The following is a 19807-nucleotide window of genomic DNA, read 5'->3' as shown; positions in this document are numbered from 1 at the left end:
CCATGAAGCCACAGCCGATGCGCCTCGGGGATCTGTCAGTGGGCGTCGTCCATAGTCTGGCCGATGCCGTGCGCAGCCACGACGTCGATCCGCTGCCTCTGCTTGAACAATATGGCCTTGATGCCGCGCGACTGGCCGAGGCCGGGGCGCGCTTGTCGATCCCGCGTTACATGCGCCTCGGCCATGCGGCGATTCAACTCACCGGCGACCCGGCTCTGGGCCTGCGCATGGGCCGGATGATCCGCTTGAATCAGGCCGGTCTGGCCGGCATCACTGCGGCGCAAGCACCCACCGTGCGTGAAGCGGCCCGCTGCCTGACGCGCTTCGAGCCGCTTTACGGCTCGAACTATCGCGGGCAGTCCAGTTTCCACGAAGACGCCAACGGTGCGTGGCTGCGCTTCTACTCGATCAGCCCGTACAACACCTATAACCGCTTCGTGGTCGACTCGATCCTCGCTGGCTGGCTGCATCAGTTGTCGAGCCTGTGCGGCGAAACGTTACGCGCCGAGCGAATCGAAATCGAATTCGAAGCGCCGGATTACCGCGACGCCTACACAATGCTCGGTGAATGCCCGATCCAGTTCAGCGCCGAGCGCAACCAACTGCGCCTGAGCCTGAGCAGCCTCGCCCTGCGCAACCCTGAACACTGCCCGAGCACCTGGCGACATCTGCTGCAATTGTGCGAGCGGGAGCTGGAACAACTGACCCGCACCCGCAGTTTGCGCGAGCGCATCACCCAATTGCTCGGCCCGCTGCTCAATGGCGGCCGCGAGCCGGATCTAGAAGAAGTCGCGGCACGCCTGAAACTGCCGACCTGGACCTTGCGCCGCAAGCTCACTGAGGAAGGCACGCAATTTCGCGCGATCCTCAATGACACACGCCGCGACCTGGCGATGACCTACATCCGCGACACCGAATTGGCATTCGGCGAAATCGCCTACCTGCTGGGCTTCGCCTCAGCTGAAGCCTTCCAGCGCGCATTCAAGCGCTGGAGCGGGCAGACGCCCGGCGAATCCCGACGAAATTACCGCTCGGGGGCCTGAAGCTCAGAGTTCCGTCGCGTCGTCAGCCGGTTCTGGTTGATCCAGTTCAAAGGCCTGGTATTCAAGCAGTTCTTCCTGATACTCATCCATCGTATGAATCCCCCAACTGCTCGCTATGAAAATGGCCTGATCAATCGACCTGTGCCCCGAGCATAAAGTGCCCGTGTGAAGGAAAAGTGAAACGCTGCCTTCATGAATAAAACGTAGCAGGTGGTTGGGGATTTATCGCGGCGATGATGCCGCAGGTGTGTAACCAGATTTTAAGCCAACCCGAAAACCACTGTGGGAGCGAGCAGGCTTGCTCCCACAGGGTTTCGCTTGGTTTCTTATTGGCCCGACGCAGGCATCGCCGGAATCGGCTCGGATGGTGGCGGAATATCCGGGTTGGTCGGCGGGGTGATGGTTTCGCTGGCCGGCGCTGGCTCTTCCACGGGCGCTGGCGCAGGCGTAATCGGCGTCGACTCCGCTGGCGGTACCACCGGCTCGGAACTCACTGGCGCGGTTTCAACCGGGGCCGGTGCAGTTTCCGCAGCCGGCACGGGGACCGGTTCCGCTGCAGGTGTCGGCGCCAGAGGCGCAGGTGCAGGTGCCGCTTTTGGTTCTGGCACACCAAGATCGGTTTTCGGCTTTTCTTCGATGTGTGCAGCTTTCTTCGCATCGGCGGGCAGGAACTGCTCCACCAGCGTGAAGAAACGCTCGTAGAACTTCTGCGCAATGACCGTCTCACTGGCGACCTTGACCATCGAGTCGTCCGAGGAGCCGATCGGCATCGACACCGAGCCCAACACACCAACCCCGAGGCTGGCCGAGTTGTTGGTCTTCTTCAGCGCATAACGGTCCTGCAAGGCGTTGGCGAACACCGTCGCATGATGCCCGGCGCTGCCATCTTCGGCGCAGACCACGTTGAAGCTGATCTCGAGGTGCGTCTCGCCGGTCTGCTGGAAGCTCTTGTGCCCGCTGACCAGCTTCGGATCACTGCTGGTAATGATGTAGCCCTGACTGAGCAACGCGCGCCGGGCCGCTTCGCAACTGGCGGTGTCGGTTACCGGGTAATTGCGCGAAAAGGTGCCGGAGTCATCGAAGTTCTCATGCTCATAGATCGGCTTGTCCTTCGAACAACCGGCCACCGCAGTCAATAACAGCGCCAGCCCGACAACACGCATGGGAGTGGAAATCAACATTGAACATCCTGAGGGAAAACAGTCCGGGGCGTATTGTGCAACAGATCGTTGCCCCATGGCGCATGGAATAGTGTCAAGAATCGGTTACAACTTTACCGGTCATGGCCGTCAGGAAAAAGCCGCGTGGACAAATGATCGATCAACGCGCGCAATTTCGCCATGGCTTGTCGGCTCGACGGCCATAACACCCCAGAACCGACCGGCGTGTTCTAAAGCAAAAGAAAGGTAAAAACTCAAGATCAGGTCGGCTGCCAAGCCGCCTTCGCGAGCAGGCTCGCTCCCACAAAAGCAAAAGCAAAGCAGCGCAGCTGCCCGCGGCAAAGCCGCCCCACTCAACAATGAGCGCAAGCTCGAGTGCTTTTGATCTTGCTTTTGATCCACCGGCGACATCGGAAGGCTGAGTGGAGGGATTGATCCGGGCGTGGGAGCGCAGCGACCGTCTGGCGCAGCCAGACACAGCGGAAGGAGGTGCAGCGAAGCAAACCGGAGCCGCTGCGCCCGGATCGATCCCGCAGCGAAGGAACCCGAGCCTGCGAGGGCCGAACGTAGGAGCAAGCCTTTTTGGGTACTTTTTCGGCGTCTGGAAAAAGTGCCTCGCCGTAAGGGCGAAACCGCCAGCCGCCGCACCCGAAGAAACGGATATTCACCCAAACCACCCAGAGCATGGCCGGCCCAAAGGCCGCCAAGCCACCAAAAACAAAAAAGCCCCGACCATCAGGCCGGGGCTCCTTCAAACGTCAGTCAAAAGATCAGAACCGCTCGATCTTCGCCTCAGCTTCCAGTTGCTTGCGATACGCCGCAAAGTCCTGCTGCCCTTCACGGGAAGCCAGGAAGCGACGATATTGCGCCTTCTCTTCATCAGTAGGCGCAGCAGCTTCGTTAACACCGTTGAGGCGCACCACCATCAGGCTGCCATCCGGCAAGGTAACGCTGGAGAACGTCGGCTTGTCCTTGGCAGCCGGCTTCGGCATACGGAACAGTGCCTGCAGCACAGCCGGATCAACCCCTTCCTGACCACGGGTGGCCGCTTCGGTGATCTTCCAGTTCTGACCGTCAATGGCCTTGTCCAGCGGCGCCTTGCCGTCGCGCAGATCAGCGATCAGCTTCTCGGCGCGGGTCTTGGCCTCGGCACTGGCGTGCTCCTTGGTCAACTGAGTGCGGATCGCCGCGCTCACGCTTTCCAGTGGCAATTGCGCAGGCTTGAGATGCTCCTTGGCGCGCAGCACGATCACGGTTTCCGGGTCCAGCTCGATGGCGGTGCTGTTGGCACCTTCATCAATCACTTCCGGACTGAACGCGGCAGTGACCACGGCACGGTTGGCTGCAACACCTTCGCCACCTTCACGGCCGAACGGCTTGGAAGTATGCACGGTCAGTTTCAGATCTGCTGCTGGCTGCGCCAGGTCAGAAGCTTCGAACGCCGAGTCTTCCAGTTGTTTGGTCGCCTCAACAAAACGCTGCTCGACCTGAGCGGCTTTCAGCTCGCGGGTCAGCTTGTCTTTCAGGCTGGCCAGGGTCGGCACTTCAGGCGCTTCCACGCCCAACAGCTTGATCAGGTGATAACCGAAGTCGGTACGAATCGGCTCGGACACCTGGTCTTTCGACAAGGAGTACAGCGCTTTTTCGAAAGCCGGGTCGTAAACGCCAGGACCGGCATAACCAAGGTCACCACCATTGTTGGCGGAACCCGGATCCTGCGAGAACTCCTTGGCCAACGCTTCGAACTTCTCGCCCTTGGCCAGACGCGCCTGGACTTCGTCGATCTTCGCCTTTGCCTGCGCTTCGGTAGTCTTGTCGTTCACTTCGATGAGGATGTGCGCGGCACGACGCTGTTCCGACAGGTTGGCGATCTCTTTCTGGTAAGCCGCCTCAAGATCTTCATCCTTGACCGCAACCTGATCGAAGAACGACGATTTCTTCAGCTCGACGTAATCGATGATCACCTGATCCGGCGTCATGAATTCCTTGGCGTGCTCGTCGTAGTAAGCCTTGACCTCGTCATCGGTCAGCTTGACCGCAGCCGGGTCGGCCTTGACGTTAAGAGTGGCGAAATCACGGGTCTGTTTTTCCAGACGGGCAAAAGCCAGCACTTCGGCGTCGGTGACGAAACCGCTGCCGGCAACACCAGCGCGCAACTGGCCGATAAGCATTTCCTGAGCCAGCATCTGACGGAACTGCATGCGGCTGTAGCCCAGTTGACGAATCACCTGGTCGAAGCGCTCGGAGCTGAACTTGCCGTCGACCTGGAATTCAGGCGTTTGCAGGATCACTTGATCCAGCGCGGCTTCGGAGAACGAGAACTTCGCCTGTTCCGCGCCTTGCAGCAGCAACTTACGGTCGATCAAGCCCTTGAGAGCCGATTCGCGGAGCATTTTTTCGTCGAGCAAGGACGCATCGAAGTCCTTGCCCAGTTGTTGCATCAGCTGACGGCGTTGCATATCAACGGCCTGGCTCAGCTCGTTCTGGCTGATTTCGTCACCGTTGACCTTGGCCGCCTCGTTCTTGTGAGTCGTGGCCTGGAAAATGGCATCGAAACCGGTCAGGGCCATCAGTGCAACGATGACCCCGATAATGGTCTTGGCAATCCAGCCTTGTGAATTGTCCCTGATATTTTGCAGCATGCGTCCCCCAGAAACGGTTGAACTTCAATTTAGGCAACCGTGGAGCGTGGGTAGAATCCGGATAGAAGAAAGGCGCATCCGAGGATGCGCCTTCTCGTAACTGGCGGAGCGGACAGGGCTCGAACCCTCGATCCCGGCGTTACAGGTAGCTCTTTCAGCCACCTGTTCTACCGCTCCGCTGCCAAGTCAGGCTTGACCCCGACCCGGATGGGTAAAAACCTGGAAACTCAGTTAACAGCTTCTTTCAGCGCTTTACCGGCTTTGAAACCTGGCTTCTTGGCAGCCGGGATTTCCAGAGACTTGCCAGTTTGCGGGTTGCGACCGGTACGAGCCGGACGGTCAGTCACGGAGAAAGTACCGAAACCAACCAGAACAACGGAGTCGCCAGCCTTCAGAGCGCCAGTGACGGATTCGATTACAGCGTCCAGCGCACGGCCAGCAGCAGCTTTCGGGATATCAGCGGATGCAGCGATAGCATCAATCAGTTCCGACTTGTTCACTCTAAGTCCCCTTATATCTATTTTGAGATGTTTCTAAGTTTTTTGGTGAAAGCAAAAACGAGTGCTGAATGGCCTACAGACACTTAAGAGCCGCTTTATAACAAGGGCTCTAAAATGCTGTCAAGGAAAGCCCCCCAGGCTAAAACGTATTAATGCGTGCTAATTCTTTCCTTGGCATCAGACTCGCGTTTTTCGTCCTTGGCAACTATCTCCGGAGCCACATCCGGCAAGGGCTCCGGCGCGTATTGCAGCGCAATTTGCAGGACCTCGTCAATCCATTTAACCGGCTTGATCTGCAGATCCTGCTTGATATTGTCAGGAATCTCCTTCAGATCGCGGACGTTTTCTTCCGGAATAATCACAATCTTGATTCCGCCGCGGTGAGCCGCCAGCAGTTTTTCTTTCAAACCGCCAATTGCCAGCACTTGCCCACGCAGAGTGATCTCACCGGTCATGGCGACATCGGCGCGCACCGGAATACCGGTCAATGCCGAAACCAACGCCGTGCACATACCGACGCCAGCACTTGGGCCGTCTTTCGGCGTAGCACCTTCCGGCATGTGAATGTGCGTGTCGCGCTTCTCGTGGAAGTCCAGCGGGATGCCCAGACTCTTGGCGCGGCTGCGCACAACGGTCTGTGCGGCAGTGATCGATTCGACCATCACATCACCCAGCGAACCGGTCTTGATCAGTTGACCTTTACCCGGAATCACTGCGGCTTCGATAGTCAGCAATTCACCGCCAACCTGAGTCCACGCCAGGCCAGTCACCTGCCCCACCTGATCCTGCTGCTCGGCCAGGCCGTAGCGGAACTTGCGCACGCCGAGGAAATGCTCGAGCAGGTCAGCTGTCACTTTTACCGAGAAGCGTTTTTCCAGCGCATGCTCTTTGACTGCCTTGCGGCAGACCTTGGCGATCTGTCGCTCGAGCCCCCGCACGCCCGCTTCACGGGTGTAATAACGGATGATGTCGCGAATCGCTTCCTCATCGAACTCCAGCTCGCCCTTCTTCAGACCATTGGCGGCGATCTGTTTCGGCGAGAGGTATTTCACAGCGATGTTGATCTTCTCGTCTTCGGTGTAACCCGGCAGACGGATGACTTCCATCCGGTCCAGCAGCGCTGGCGGGATGTTCATCGAGTTCGAGGTGCACAGGAACATCACATCGGACAGGTCGTAATCGACTTCAAGATAGTGATCGTTGAAGTTGTGGTTTTGCTCGGGGTCGAGCACTTCCAGCAACGCCGACGCCGGGTCGCCACGCATGTCGCTGCCCATCTTGTCGATTTCATCGAGCAGGAACAGCGGGTTGCGTACGCCCACTTTTGTCATCTTTTGAATCAATCTTCCCGGCATCGAACCGATGTAGGTCCGGCGGTGACCACGAATTTCCGCTTCGTCACGCACGCCGCCCAAGGCCATACGTACGAATTTGCGATTGGTGGCGTGTGCTATCGATTCCGCCAGCGAGGTCTTACCCACACCTGGAGGACCAACCAGGCACAACACCGGGCCACGGATTTTCTTCACGCGCTTCTGCACGGCGAGGTATTCAAGGATTCGCTCCTTGACCTCTTCGAGGCCGTAGTGATCGGCGTCGAGAATGTCTTCTGCACGGGCCAGGTCGAGGCGTACTTTGCTCTGCGCCTTCCACGGCACCTGCACCAGCCAGTCGATGTAGGAACGCACCACAGTGGCTTCAGCTGACATCGGCGACATCTGCTTGAGCTTGTTCAGCTCAGCGGTGGCCTTGGCCAGCGCGTCTTTCGGCAAGCCGGCAGCATCGATGCGCTTTTTCAGCTCTTCGATTTCGTTGTGGCCTTCGTCGCCGTCACCGAGTTCTTTCTGAATGGCCTTCATCTGCTCATTCAGGTAGTACTCGCGCTGGCTGCGCTCCATTTGCTTTTTGACGCGACCGCGAATGCGTTTTTCAACCTGGAGCAGGTCGATTTCGGCATCCAGCAGCGCCAGCACGTGCTCGACACGCGCCGACAGATCGATGATCTCGAGGATTTCCTGCTTCTGCTCGATTTTCAGCGCCATGTGCGCGGCCATGGTGTCGACCAGACGACCGGGCTCATCGATGCTGTTGAGCGACGACAGGACTTCAGCCGGAACCTTCTTGCCCAGCTGAACGTATTGTTCGAACTGCGACAGCAGCGTGCGCACGAAGACTTCCGACTCGCGCTCAGCGGCGTCGACTTCTTCGATCAACGAGACTTCGGCGCGGCAGTGGCCATCGACTTCGCTGAAGCGCTCGACAGTACCACGCTGCTCGCCTTCGACCAGAACCTTGACGGTGCCATCAGGCAGCTTCAGCAGTTGCAGTACCGTGGCAATCGTACCTACGCGATAGAGAGCGTCTTCACCGGGATCATCGTCAGCCGGGTTTCTCTGGGCCAGCAGCAGAATCTGCTTGTCACCCGTCATCGCTGCCTCGAGGGCTTCGATGGATTTCTCGCGCCCCACGAACAGCGGGATAACCATGTGCGGATAAACCACGACATCACGCAATGGCAGGAGAGGCAATTCGATGGTTGTCTTCATGATTTCGCCTCTACGGCGGCCGTATGGCCGTAATCAGATGGAATTAAGCTTGAAACCAAGATGGGGGCTGCCTCGAAAAAAAACAAGCGCAAAGCGGGTGTAAAAATCGACATAAAAAAAAAGAGGCCCGAAGGCCCCTTCCTTGTTGCGGCGCGGTGGACGCTTACGCGTCCGGCGCTGCCTTGGCCGTCGGCTCACTGTTTTCGTAGATATACAGTGGCTTGGACTTGCCTTCGATCACGCTTTCATCGATCACGACTTTGCTCACCTCGGACTGCGAGGGGATTTCATACATCGTGTCGAGCAATACACCTTCGAGAATCGAACGCAGGCCACGGGCACCGGTTTTACGTTCCAGCGCACGCTTGGCGACCGATTTCAGCGCGTCGGAACGGAATTCCAGATCCACGCCTTCCATCTCGAACAGCTTGGCATACTGTTTGGTCAGAGCATTTTTCGGCTCGGTGAGGATTTGCATCAGCGCAGCCTCGTCGAGCTCATCCAGTGTCGCCAGGACCGGCAGACGACCGACGAATTCCGGGATCAGACCGAACTTGACCAGATCGTCAGGCTCGACTTCACGCAGGGATTCTCCAACCTTCTTACCCTCTTCCTTGCTGCGCACTTCGGCGTTAAAGCCGATGCCGCCTTTGGTGGAACGGTTCTGAATGACCTTTTCCAGGCCGGAGAACGCACCACCGCAGATGAACAGGATGTTACGGGTGTCGACCTGCAGGAATTCCTGCTGCGGATGCTTGCGGCCACCTTGCGGCGGTACCGAAGCGACCGTGCCTTCGATCAACTTGAGCAAGGCCTGCTGCACGCCTTCACCGGAAACATCGCGGGTGATCGACGGGTTGTCGGACTTGCGGGAAATCTTGTCGATTTCATCGATGTAGACAATGCCCATCTGGGCTTTCTCTACGTCGTAATCGCACTTCTGCAGCAGCTTCTGAATGATGTTCTCGACATCTTCACCCACGTAACCGGCCTCAGTGAGGGTGGTTGCGTCGGCAATGGTGAACGGAACGTTCAGCAAGCGGGCCAGTGTTTCAGCCAGCAGGGTTTTACCGGAGCCTGTCGGGCCGATCAGCAGGATGTTGCTCTTGCCGAGTTCGACGTCGTCAGCCTTTTTGTCACGCTGGTTCAGGCGCTTGTAGTGGTTGTACACCGCTACGGCCAAAACCTTTTTCGCACGCTCCTGACCAATGACGTACTGGTCAAGGATGCCGCTGATTTCTTTAGGCGAAGGCAATTTATGCGCGCTGCTTTCGGCCTGTGCTTCCTGCACCTCCTCGCGGATGATGTCATTGCACAGGTCGACGCACTCGTCGCAGATAAAGACCGAGGGGCCGGCAATCAATTTGCGCACTTCATGCTGGCTTTTGCCACAGAAGGAGCAATAGAGCAGCTTGCCGTTGTCCTCGCCGTTGCGGGTGTCAGTCATTCGTTCGATCCAAATCCGATAGGCTTGCAACACAAGATGAAGGCTATTGCGGGCTTTTTCAAGCCCGCCGCTGATCGGACATGCCGATCAGGCCTGTTTTGCGCTGCTTATATTAAGCTGGACGCTGGTTGATCACTTCGTCGATCAGGCCGTATTCCTTCGCAGCTTCAGCACTCATGAAGTTGTCGCGATTGGTATCGCGCTCGATTTCTTCCAGAGTACGGCCGCTGTGCTTGGCCATCAGCATGTTCAGACGCTCGCGGATGAAGAGGATTTCCTTGGCGTGGATTTCGATGTCCGACGCCTGGCCCTGGAAACCGCCCAGTGGCTGGTGAATCATCACGCGCGAGTTCGGCAGGCAGAAACGCTTGCCCGGAGCACCTGCGGTGAGCAGAAATGCGCCCATGCTGCAGGCCTGACCGATGCAGGTGGTCGATACGTTCGGCTTGATGAACTGCATGGTGTCGTAGATCGACATGCCGGCAGTCACCGAACCGCCCGGCGAGTTGATGTACAGATGGATGTCCTTGTCCGGGTTTTCCGCTTCAAGGAACAGCAGTTGCGCACAGATCAGGTTGGCCATGTAGTCCTCTACCGGGCCCACCAGAAAGATCACTCGCTCCTTGAGCAGGCGCGAGTAGATGTCGTAGGCACGTTCGCCACGAGCGGACTGCTCGACAACCATCGGGACCAGGCCGCCGGCGGCCTGGATATCAGAGTTCTGCTGAATATAAGAATTACGGAACATGCTCTGCAGTCGCTCCCAAATAGTTATGTCTTGAATACGCATAAGCCAGCTCGAGAGCTGGCTTATGGTGTGCACTTCTAACGCAAAATCAATCAGTCGGCTGCTGGAGCTTCTACCGGCTTGACTGCTTCTTCGTAGGAGACCGATTTGTCGGTCACACTAGCTTTCTGCAGAACAGTATCCACAACTTGTTCTTCCAGCACAACCGAACGCACTTCGTTCAGTTGCTGCTCGTTTTTGTAGTACCACGACACGACCTGCTCTGGCTCCTGGTAAGCGGAAGCCATTTCCTGAATCATTTCGCGAACGCGAGCTTCATCAGGCTTCAGATCGAACTGCTTGACTACTTCAGCAACGATCAGGCCCAGCACGACGCGGCGCTTGGCTTGCTCTTCGAACAGCTCGGCCGGCAGTTGGTCTGGCTTGATGTTGCCGCCGAACTGCTGAACAGCCTGCACGCGCAGACGGTCAACTTCGTTGGATAGCAGAGCCTTTGGCACTTCGATCGGGTTGGTGACCAGCAGACCGTCCATTACCTGATTCTTGACCTTGGATTTGATTGCCTGACGCAGTTCACGCTCCATGTTCTTGCGAACTTCGGTGCGGAAGCCGTCGATGCCGCTTTCCTTGATGCCGAATTGAGCGAAGAACTCTTCGTTCAGCTCAGGCAGCTTAGGCTCGGACACAGTGTTGACGGTCACGGTGAACTCGGCGGTTTTGCCAGCCAGATCCAGGTTCTGATAATCCTCAGGGAAGGTCAGGTTCAGAACGCGTTCTTCGCCGGCTTTAGCGCCAACCAGGCCTTCTTCGAAGCCCGGGATCATACGGCCGGAACCCAGTACCAGCTGAGTGCCCTTGGCGGAGCCGCCAGCGAACACTTCGCCGTCAACCTTGCCAACGAAATCGATGTTCAGCTGGTCTTCGTTCTGAGCAGCGCGGTCGGCCACTTCGAAACGGGTGTTCTGCTTGCGCAGGATGTCGAGCATCTTGTCCAGATCAGCGTCAGCCACTTCAGCGCTCAGACGCTCAACGGTGATGCCTTCGAAGCCAGCAACGGTGAACTCAGGGAAGACTTCGAATACAGCAACGTATTCCAGATCCTTGCCCGCTTCGAGCGACTTTGGCTCGATCGAAGGCGAACCGGCAGGGTTGAGCTTCTGCTCGACCACAGCTTCGTAGAAGGAAGACTGGATGACGTCGCCTACCGCTTCCTGACGCGCATCAGCACCGAAACGGCGCTTGATTTCGCTCATTGGCACTTTGCCTGGACGGAAGCCAGCAATTTTGGCCTTTTGGGCAGTCTGCTGCAGACGCTTGTTGACCTGAGTCTCGATGCGCTCTGCCGGCACGGTGACGCTCATGCGGCGCTCGAGAGCAGTAGTATTTTCAACAGAAACTTGCATGGATATTCCTCGTTGCACAGACGTTAGCCGGCCGTTTCCGACCCCAGAATCAAGGGCATGCATTCTAGTGGGTCAAACTCAAGAAGTCACCCTACTGGAAACGGGTAAAAAAACAGCAGGCAATTTATAGGGAGCGCCGCACGAATGCCGCGCACTCCACTGGCGAATACAAGCGATCACGTCAGGGCTCTGCAACAACGCTTCTATATATAGAAGCAACTACCAGATAGGCCCCGACAGGCGTTCCGGCAAAACCGGAACGACGAGCAGTTCAGCGTCATCCGATCCTTTAAAAGCGATGAAGTGCCCTGCCCTGCGCTTCGAAATCGGCCGTGGCCGGATTTCGAAACCGCTAAAACAAAAAAGGCGCCAGACTGTTAAATCTGGCGCCTTTCGAAATATGGGGTGGACGATGGGGATCGAACCCACGACAACGGGAGTCACAATCCCGTGCTCTACCAACTGAGCTACGCCCACCATATTGCGTAACAAAAAAGCCAAACAACTTCTTTGTCGAAACTTCATCAGGCCCTAGGCACAGGTGAAGCTTTATTTGGTGCGGATGAAGAGACTCGAACTCTTACGCCTCGCGGCGCTGGAACCTAAATCCAGTGTGTCTACCAATTCCACCACATCCGCGGATGAAGCTTTTAAAGCAAAGGCGCCAGACCGTTAAATCTGGCGCCTTTCGAAATATGGGGTGGACGATGGGGATCGAACCCACGACAACGGGAGTCACAATCCCGTGCTCTACCAACTGAGCTACGCCCACCATATCGCGTTACTTGTGCCAAAGCTGCCTAATGGCGCACCCGGCAGGACTCGAACCTGCGACCATCCGCTTAGAAGGCGGATGCTCTATCCAGCTGAGCTACGGGCGCCTTGTTAATCTGTACTCTTAAAGGACTACAAACTAAGTGCTTTCCAGCGCCGCAGAACCTTGATTCCGCTTCACCTTCTTAACCAGTGCTAGGCTGTGCCCGACAAGTGCGACGAATAGTATAGAGGGCTCCAAAGGTCGTCAAATCCTTTTTGAAAAAAATTCATTTAATTAAAGGAGTTAGAGGAATTTGCTGACCAAGCGCCTTTGCCCTCACCGCTCGACATGCGAGAATGCGTTCTCATTTTTTCCCCTCTCGATGGTTAATCACGCGCAATGACTGCACAACTAATCGACGGCAAATCGATCGCCGCCAGCCTGCGCCAGCAGATCGCCCAACGAGTTGCCGAGCGTCGCCAGCAAGGCCTGCGCACCCCCGGCCTCGCGGTGATCCTGGTCGGCAGCGATCCTGCCTCTCAGGTTTATGTCTCGCACAAGCGTAAAGACTGTGAAGAGGTTGGCTTCCTCTCTCAAGCCTACGACCTGCCCTCCGACACCACTCAGGACGCCCTGACCGATCTGATCGATCGCCTCAACGACGATCCGGCTATCGACGGCGTTCTCCTGCAGTTGCCTCTGCCCGAACACCTCGACGCGTCCAAGCTGCTGGAACGCATCCGCCCGGACAAAGACGTCGACGGCTTCCACCCGTACAACGTCGGTCGCCTGGCCCAGCGTATTCCGCTGCTGCGCCCCTGCACCCCGAAAGGCATCATGACCTTGCTGGAAAGCACTGGCGCTGATCTTTACGGGATGGACGCGGTAGTCGTGGGCGCCTCCAATATCGTCGGTCGCCCGATGGCCATGGAATTGCTGCTGGCCGGCTGCACCGTCACTGTGACTCACCGCTTCACCAAGGATCTGGCGGGCCACGTCGGCCGCGCTGATCTGGTGGTCGTTGCCGCCGGCAAGCCGGGCCTGGTCAAGGGCGAGTGGATCAAGGAAGGCGCGATCGTGATCGACGTCGGCATCAACCGTCAGGACGACGGCAAACTGGTCGGTGATGTCGTTTACGAAACCGCCCTGCCCCGCGCCGGCTGGATCACCCCGGTACCGGGCGGCGTTGGCCCGATGACCCGCGCCTGCCTGCTGGAAAACACGCTCTACGCCGCAGAAACCCTGCACGTCTGACCGGGTTTTTACGCCGCATCAGAACCCCGCCTCGTGCGGGGTTTTTCTTGCCTGAGAAAAAACTTCAACCGTTCGCCGGAAACCGCTCTTTTTACAGGCCTTTTCACGAGATTTTCAGGTCTTACAAACAACCATCGACAGTTCTTCAGCCATACTCCTAAAATGCGCCGGTTTTGAGAAATAACCCGTTACAAACTAACGGTATATCCAACCTTTTAGAGTTCGCCCGCGTGAAAATTCGTCTCTCGATTCTGAGCCTGTTGTTTGCTGTTACAGGCACATTCATCACGCCAACGATCAACGCTGCGGAAACCACCGCTGCTCCACGTGACGCTTCGACATTGAAGATCGCGTCTGGCAGCGCCCTGCTCATGGATATGCAGACCAACAAAGTCATTTATTCCAGCAACCCTGACGTGATCGTACCGATCGCTTCCGTCAGCAAGCTGATGACTGGCCTTGTCGTGGTGGAAGCTCGACAGAACATGGACGAATGGATCGATGTCGATATCAGGAACACCCCGGAAATGAAGGGTGTGTTCTCCCGCGTCAAACTCAAGAGTGAGCTGCCTCGCCGCGAGATGCTGCTGATCGCCTTGATGTCTTCGGAAAACCGTGCCGCCGCCAGCCTCGCGCACCACTATCCAGGTGGCTACGCTGCTTTTATCGCGGCAATGAACGCCAAGGCCAAGGCGCTGGGCATGACCAGCACGCACTTTGTCGAGCCGACCGGGCTGTCAGAGCGCAACGTTTCCACCGCCCGCGACCTGAGCAAATTGCTGGTGGCCGCGCACAAGCAACCGCTTCTGGTGCAACTGACCACCACCAAGGAAAAGACCGTGGCGTTCCGCAAGCCCAACTACACTTTGGGCTTCCGCAATACCGACCACTTGGTCAATAAGGCCGATTGGGACATCAAGATTACCAAGACCGGTTTTACCAACCCGGCCGGCCATTGCCTGGTGCTGGTGACGAAGATGGGCAACCGTCCGGTCGCCCTGGTCATTCTCGATGCGTTCGGCAAATACACGCATTTTGCCGACGCCAGCCGTATCCGCAGCTGGGTGGAAACCGGGCGCAGCGCCAACGTGCCTGCCGTGGCACAGCAATACAAAGCCGACAAGAACCTCAAGAGCCGTCAGAGCGGCGTGGTCGAAGCGGCAAAGTAGACCCAGCAATCATGAAAAAGCCCCGAATGTTCGGGGCTTTTTTTCGTCCGCGCATCAGTCGTTGGGCAGCGGCATATTGTCGTCATCGGGGATGCCGTCGCCCGAGCTCGGCTCAGGCGAAACGTCCGGCGTCAGCACATTTGGCCGCGCCATCGGGTCGCGCATCGGGCTGTCCGGGTCCAGCACCGGATCAACCTCCGGCTCCGGCGTGGTCGGTACGCTGTCAGGTTTGTGGTCATCGAAGCTTGAATCGGTACTCATACGCACCTCACATCAAGGTTTCAGATCGGCTAACGGATCATAGGGCTTGGCCGGTTTCTTCGGATCTTCACCGGGCTCGACATCCTGCGGGGCCTTAGCCGGACCGACCGGATCAACTTGCGGATCCTCGAGGTCCGGCGAATCCGGATCGAAGCCCAGATCATCGCCCGAGGAATGTTCGGACGAGTGTGGGCCTTTCGGGGTTTGGGAATCTGCCATGTTGCCTCCTTGATTCACCCGCGAAGCACGGGCATTAATCTTCAGAGGCTGGCCGGGCGCAGTCGTGCCCGGCAGATGACGAACGGAGGTCTATTGCGCCGCGAGGGCCTTACGCGCCTGCGCCGCAGCGTTTTCTTCACCGGCCTGCGCCAGCTCATCGGCGGCTTTCAGCCAACGGGAGGGGTCGACAGATGCCGGAATCTGCGACGGTTTCTGAATGAGAATTGCCCAGCCACCGGCCTTTTCGAGCGCTGATTCAAAGCTGCCGAAGTCCATCAACTGCCGACGGTTCATGCCGGCACGCAGCAGGACCTTCTGTTTGTTGCGGTCGTAGCCGGACAGGATCGCGTAACGCGGCTCGGCCCAGAATGCCGAACCTTCGCTGAAACGCACCATGACCGGATAGCCCGCTGCGACTTGGGTCAGCAAGGCTGGCAGCTTGCTGTCGAGCGGATAAACCACCAGACCGTATTCCCGCGCTAGGTTCTGCATGTTCTGCTGCAGCTTGTCCTCAGCCCCCGGCAAGTGCAGCGGTTTTTCCAGAAGGCCCGGGGTGATGACGATGCCTTGTTGCGACAGCAGACTGGCCAGCACCTGTGGCCCACTCTGGTTGGCTTCGCCACGATAGAAGGTGCCGCTGAGTTCAACTCGCTCCGGCAAGCGTTTGACTTCTGGCGCTACGTTGCCCGCACATCCGCTCAGCAACACCGCGCAAGCGCCGGCAAGCAACGCTCCACGCACTCGAGAAAATACCTGAACCATCGTCACTCTCTTCCAGACGCCGGTCATCGTGTTCCGGCAACGCCAGCGATCATAGAGCCGCACCCGCCTGCGGTATAGCCTTAAACCGCAGAGCGGGCGATTGCATAGAGCAAACTGATTGGTCACTAACGACCTTTGGTCAATAGCTTGAAACACGCCATTGACTAGACTGTCACTGAAATAGAGCGAATTGCGAAAAGCGAGCGCCCGACGCAGGGCGAAGAGGAGGCACCAATGAGCCTGACCATGACCATCGTGATGTTGATAGCCGGCTGGCTGGCCGTGGCGACTGCCATGTTGTGGGGCGTGCTGCGGATTTCGCGGCGGCATCATCCGGTGCAGACGATGCCGGTTGAGAAAACAGAGAAGCATCCAGTGCGGCACGCTGCTGCGCATTGAAGATCAAGAGCCCCTCACCCTAGCCCTCTCCCGGAGGGAGAGGGAACTGACCGGGTTGTTCTTCCGAATTAGGTCGACGTGAAATATCCAGCCGAACTCAGGATCTGAAAAGCCCCCCCCAATCGGCCCCCTCTCCCTCGGGAGAGAGCTGGGCGGGCGGCGTTCCGATGAGGGGCAAGCTCTAAACCACACCCCCAACATCAAAGCGAAAAAAAACCGCCTGAGCTCAACAGCCCAGGCGGTTTTTTGTGTTCTCAGCGATTACGCCTGCTGAACAACCTTCTTCTGCTTCGCCCGGCGCGACAGCATGTTCAACACTTCGATACCGGCCGAGAACGCCATGGCCGCGTACACATAACCTTTCGGAACATGGGCGCCGAAGCCTTCGGCGATCAGCGTCATGCCGATCATGATCAGGAAGCCCAGCGCCAGCATGACCACGGTCGGGTTGTCGTTGATGAACTTGGCCAGCGGATCAGCCGCCAGCAGCATCACCAGCACCGACACCACCACCGCGATGATCATGATCGGCAAGTGTTCGGTCATGCCGACAGCGGTAATGATGCTGTCGATCGAGAACACCATGTCGAGCATCAGGATCTGACCGATGGCCGCGGCAAAACCCAGGGTTACGGTCGAAGTCGCGGTCTTCGGGTCTTCCGGCGACGGGTCCATGCTGTGATGGATCTCGGTCGTGGCCTTCCACACCAGGAACAGGCCACCGGCGATCAGGATCATGTCCTTCCAGGAGAACGCCTGGCCAAGGATTTCGATCACAGGCTCGGTCAACTGCACGATGAACGCGATGGTGCTCAACAGGGCCAGACGCAGAATCAGGGCCATGCCGATACCGATACGACGCGCCTTCTGCCGATGCTGTTCGGGCAATTTGTTGGTCAGGATCGAAATAAAGATCAGGTTATCGATGCCGAGCACGATTTCCATTACCACCAGTGTGGCCAAAGCAACCCAAGCGGTGGGGCTGGCGGCGAGTTCTAACAGATATTCCATGGGTCAGTCCTGACTCTGTGTAAGACGGTTTAGATGGTCTTGGAGGAAGATTCGGATTCTTCCGCTTGTTTTTCCGGCGTTTCTTTTTTCTCGATCAAACCACCGGTGGCATCACTGAGCGCTTGCTCGGCGGCTTTATGGGTGTCGTCGATTGCTTGTTTGGCGGTTTCAGCCGCCGCGCCCATCAGTTGCTGGGCGCTTTTTTCCGCCTGATCACAACCGGCCAGAACCAGTAAAGACGCAAACATCACTGCGGGAAATGTGTATTTCATAAGGTTTCCTTCGAATGAACAGACAGGCGCACACACCGGCCGTCGATGGCTGGGCATTCTAGGGAGATGAACACTTCAGGAAAATTCGTATTTTTAGCGGCTATACTTCGGTTTTCACGAAGTGGCCATCACTATGCTCAATTACCGACAACTGCATTACTTCTGGGTTGTAGCCAAAACCGGCAGCATCGTCCGGGCGTGCGAGCAACTGAACCTGACGCCACAGACGATCAGCGGACAGATTTCACTGCTCGAACAAACCTATGGCGTGGAATTGTTTCGCCGGGTTGGCCGACAGCTGGAGCTCACGGAAGCCGGGCGCCAGGCCCTGCCCTACGCCGAGCAGATGTTTCAGTTGGGCGGCGAGCTGGAGCTGATGCTGCGTGCGCAGCCCAACGAGCAGCAGATCCTCTTTCGCGTCGGCGTGGCCGATGTGGTGCCCAAATCCATTGTTTATCGCCTGATCGCGCCGACCATGGAATTGAGCGAGCCGCTGCGCATCACCTGTCGCGAAGACAAACTCGAACGCCTGCTCGCTGATCTGGCCATCCAGCGTCTGGATCTGGTGATTTCCGACAGCCCGATGCCTTCGCATCTGGACATCAAAGGCTACAGCCAGAAGCTCGGTGAGTGCGGGATCAGCTTCTTCGCCACCGCCGAACTTGCCGCGCAGTATGGCCAGGATTTCCCGCGCAGCCTGCACGGCGCACCGTTGCTGATTCCCGGCGCGGAAACCGTGGTGCGCAGCCGTTTGCAGCGCTGGTTCGCCGAACAGCAGATCCAGCCGCAGATTGTCGGCGAGTTCGATGACAGTGCTTTGATGCAGGCCTTCGGCCAATCCGGCAGCGGGATCTTTATTGGCCCGAGCGTGATTGCCGAGGAAGTGAAGCGCCAGTACGGCGTCGAGTTGATCGGCCAGACCGACGCGGTGAGCGAGTCGTTCTATGCCATTTCGGTGGAACGCAAGGTCAAGCACCCTGGCATCGTAGCGATTACCGAGGGCGCCCGACGCGAGCTGTTTACCGGGTTATGAAGCGCAGACTTCACGCGGCTTCAGCGTCATCAGCACCATGGCGAGGAACACCGAAAGCAAAATGAAGCCGGCAGCGGCAAAGCCGAGAAAGCCCAGCCCGGCACTGTCGATCACCCGGCCGCCGACCATCGCGCCCAAGCCGATGCCGAGATTGGCCCCGGCGATGTTCAGCGACGCGGCGAAGGCCGGCGCTTCCGGCGCGGCTTTCATCAGGCGCACATGGCTGACCAGGAACAGCGCCGCCTGGGTCACGCCCCAAATGCCCATCGCCACCGCCAGGCCGACTGGCGAATGAATGTTCGGCACCAGCGAAACCATACCGGCGATCATGAACGCGCAGAACAACACCGACGCCCCCAGCGGATGCCGATCCACCGCGCGCCCGCCAAGCGAGTTGCCGATCAGCCCGACTGCGCCAAACGCCATCAGGCACCAGCCGACCACGGTGCCGTTGAAACCGGCGAGTCGTTCGAGGATGTCGGCAAGGTAGGTGTAAGCGGTAAACATGCCGCTGAACACCAGAATCGACAACAAGATATGGCCGAGCATCAGCGGGCTGCGCAGGATCTTGAATTGTGAACGGAAGCTGACCTGATGCTGGTGCAGACTGGTTTTCGGCAGATAGACAAACAGCAGCAAGGCTTTGGCAAATGCGATCAACGCCAGAATGCCGAATGCGCTGCGCCAGCCGAACGCGTCGGAAATCAGCGTGCCGACCGGAATGCCAAACACCGTGGCGCAGACGATACCGAAGCCGATCTTGGCGATGGCGCGGCCGGCGAAATCCGGGCCGACGATGTCCACCGCTGTCTCACTGGCCAAGGCCCAGAACACCGGCAAACCCAACGCCGGAATCAGACGCGCGATGGCCATCACCCAGATATTCGGCGCCAACGCTGCAACGGTATTGGCCAGACCGAACATGATCAGAATGCTGATGAACAGTTTGCGCCGTTCGAAACGGGCGAAATACGCGGTCAGGAATGGGCCGAACAGCGCCACGGTAAAGGCAAACAAGGTCACCAGCAGCCCGGCTTGCGGGATGCTGACTTCGAGGTCTCGGGCAATCGCCGGCAACAGGCCGACAATGACGAATTCCGTGGTCAGCACCGTGAACCCGGCGGCGGACAACAGAAGAATAGGCAACAGCATGCGCAACTCCAGCAAAACGACGACACCAG

Annotated in this window: 18 protein-coding genes and 4 tRNA genes; 5 read left to right on the top strand and 17 right to left on the bottom strand. The window is 57.9% G+C overall.

Features of this window, described 5'->3' with window-relative positions; genetic code table 11:
* Positions 1-2: 2 nt before the first annotated feature.
* Positions 3-1043 (top strand): AraC family transcriptional regulator, encoded by a 1041-nt coding sequence (locus tag ACV8MC_RS16705; RefSeq protein ID WP_095182107.1) that lies wholly within the window; start codon positions 3-5, stop codon positions 1041-1043.
* 326 nt (positions 1044-1369) lie between these two features.
* Here the strand turns inward: ACV8MC_RS16705 and ACV8MC_RS16700 are convergent, their stop codons facing one another.
* The 11 genes from ACV8MC_RS16700 to ACV8MC_RS16650 form a co-directional block, all read right to left on the bottom strand.
* Positions 1370-2224 (bottom strand): DUF2242 domain-containing protein, encoded by an 855-nt coding sequence (locus ACV8MC_RS16700; protein ID WP_457262678.1) that lies wholly within the window; start codon positions 2222-2224, stop codon positions 1370-1372.
* Between the two features lie 749 nt (positions 2225-2973).
* Positions 2974-4845: a SurA N-terminal domain-containing protein gene (locus ACV8MC_RS16695; RefSeq protein WP_236168547.1), complete on the bottom strand. Its 1872-nt coding sequence runs from the start codon at positions 4843-4845 to the stop codon at positions 2974-2976.
* A gap of 227 nt (positions 4846-5072) precedes the next feature.
* Positions 5073-5345, bottom strand: a complete 273-nt coding sequence (locus tag ACV8MC_RS16690; protein ID WP_016775333.1) for an HU family DNA-binding protein — start codon at positions 5343-5345, stop codon at positions 5073-5075.
* A gap of 149 nt (positions 5346-5494) precedes the next feature.
* Positions 5495-7891 (bottom strand): endopeptidase La, encoded by a 2397-nt coding sequence (lon, locus tag ACV8MC_RS16685; RefSeq protein WP_016775334.1) that lies wholly within the window; start codon positions 7889-7891, stop codon positions 5495-5497.
* A gap of 163 nt (positions 7892-8054) precedes the next feature.
* The gene (clpX, locus tag ACV8MC_RS16680) at positions 8055-9338 is read right to left on the bottom strand and encodes an ATP-dependent Clp protease ATP-binding subunit ClpX (RefSeq protein WP_016775335.1); all 1284 of its coding nucleotides are present in this window, start codon (positions 9336-9338) and stop codon (positions 8055-8057) included.
* 112 nt (positions 9339-9450) lie between these two features.
* Positions 9451-10086: an ATP-dependent Clp endopeptidase proteolytic subunit ClpP gene (gene clpP, locus ACV8MC_RS16675; RefSeq protein WP_016775336.1), complete on the bottom strand. Its 636-nt coding sequence runs from the start codon at positions 10084-10086 to the stop codon at positions 9451-9453.
* Between the two features lie 92 nt (positions 10087-10178).
* Complete coding sequence (tig, locus tag ACV8MC_RS16670; RefSeq protein ID WP_457262675.1) at positions 10179-11489, bottom strand: trigger factor; 1311 nt, start codon at positions 11487-11489, stop codon at positions 10179-10181.
* 401 nt (positions 11490-11890) lie between these two features.
* Positions 11891-11966, bottom strand: a tRNA-His gene (locus tag ACV8MC_RS16665).
* 77 nt (positions 11967-12043) lie between these two features.
* Positions 12044-12128, bottom strand: a tRNA-Leu gene (locus ACV8MC_RS16660).
* Between the two features lie 57 nt (positions 12129-12185).
* Positions 12186-12261: transfer RNA gene (locus ACV8MC_RS16655), tRNA-His, on the bottom strand.
* Between the two features lie 32 nt (positions 12262-12293).
* Positions 12294-12370: transfer RNA gene (locus ACV8MC_RS16650), tRNA-Arg, on the bottom strand.
* 275 nt (positions 12371-12645) lie between these two features.
* On the opposite strand from ACV8MC_RS16650, the gene folD reads away from it, so the two are divergent.
* Both folD and pbpG read left to right on the top strand, forming a co-directional pair.
* Positions 12646-13500 carry a bifunctional methylenetetrahydrofolate dehydrogenase/methenyltetrahydrofolate cyclohydrolase FolD gene (gene folD / locus ACV8MC_RS16645; RefSeq protein WP_016775338.1) on the top strand — a complete coding sequence of 285 codons (855 nt, stop codon included), beginning with the start codon at positions 12646-12648 and terminating at the stop codon, positions 13498-13500.
* 230 nt (positions 13501-13730) lie between these two features.
* Positions 13731-14669: a D-alanyl-D-alanine endopeptidase gene (pbpG, locus tag ACV8MC_RS16640; protein WP_095182110.1), complete on the top strand. Its 939-nt coding sequence runs from the start codon at positions 13731-13733 to the stop codon at positions 14667-14669.
* A 54-nt stretch (positions 14670-14723) separates the two neighbouring features.
* Here the strand turns inward: pbpG and ACV8MC_RS16635 are convergent, their stop codons facing one another.
* From ACV8MC_RS16635 to ACV8MC_RS16625, 3 genes are all read right to left on the bottom strand, one after another.
* Positions 14724-14930 carry a hypothetical protein gene (locus ACV8MC_RS16635; protein ID WP_252876592.1) on the bottom strand — a complete coding sequence of 69 codons (207 nt, stop codon included), beginning with the start codon at positions 14928-14930 and terminating at the stop codon, positions 14724-14726.
* A 12-nt stretch (positions 14931-14942) separates the two neighbouring features.
* Positions 14943-15149 (bottom strand): DUF6021 family protein, encoded by a 207-nt coding sequence (locus ACV8MC_RS16630; protein WP_056788754.1) that lies wholly within the window; start codon positions 15147-15149, stop codon positions 14943-14945.
* A gap of 90 nt (positions 15150-15239) precedes the next feature.
* Positions 15240-15911, bottom strand: a complete 672-nt coding sequence (locus ACV8MC_RS16625) for a peptidase C39 family protein (protein WP_315435391.1) — start codon at positions 15909-15911, stop codon at positions 15240-15242.
* A gap of 234 nt (positions 15912-16145) precedes the next feature.
* On the opposite strand from ACV8MC_RS16625, the gene ACV8MC_RS16620 reads away from it, so the two are divergent.
* Positions 16146-16310, top strand: a complete 165-nt coding sequence (locus tag ACV8MC_RS16620) for a hypothetical protein (protein ID WP_164488349.1) — start codon at positions 16146-16148, stop codon at positions 16308-16310.
* Positions 16311-16571: 261 nt separating this feature from the next.
* Here the strand turns inward: ACV8MC_RS16620 and ACV8MC_RS16615 are convergent, their stop codons facing one another.
* Both ACV8MC_RS16615 and ACV8MC_RS16610 read right to left on the bottom strand, forming a co-directional pair.
* Complete coding sequence (locus ACV8MC_RS16615) at positions 16572-17321, bottom strand: TerC family protein (protein WP_056788748.1); 750 nt, start codon at positions 17319-17321, stop codon at positions 16572-16574.
* Positions 17322-17350: 29 nt separating this feature from the next.
* On the bottom strand, positions 17351-17593 hold the full coding sequence (locus tag ACV8MC_RS16610) for a hypothetical protein (RefSeq protein ID WP_024013465.1): 243 nt from the start codon (positions 17591-17593) through the stop codon (positions 17351-17353).
* A 133-nt stretch (positions 17594-17726) separates the two neighbouring features.
* Between ACV8MC_RS16610 and nhaR the strand changes: the two genes are divergently transcribed.
* A complete protein-coding gene (gene nhaR / locus ACV8MC_RS16605; protein ID WP_016775345.1) occupies positions 17727-18626 on the top strand; it encodes a transcriptional activator NhaR in 900 nt (299 codons plus the stop codon).
* Here the strand turns inward: nhaR and ACV8MC_RS16600 are convergent.
* On the bottom strand, positions 18621-19778 hold the full coding sequence (locus tag ACV8MC_RS16600) for an MFS transporter (protein WP_024013467.1): 1158 nt from the start codon (positions 19776-19778) through the stop codon (positions 18621-18623). The genes nhaR and ACV8MC_RS16600 overlap by 6 nt on opposite strands.
* Positions 19779-19807: the final 29 nt, after the last annotated feature.

This window comes from Pseudomonas sp. PK-RTE-24 (assembly GCF_054052265.1).
Note: the sequence above shows the minus strand (reverse complement) of the source record. Positions and strands in the feature narration are given on the sequence as shown.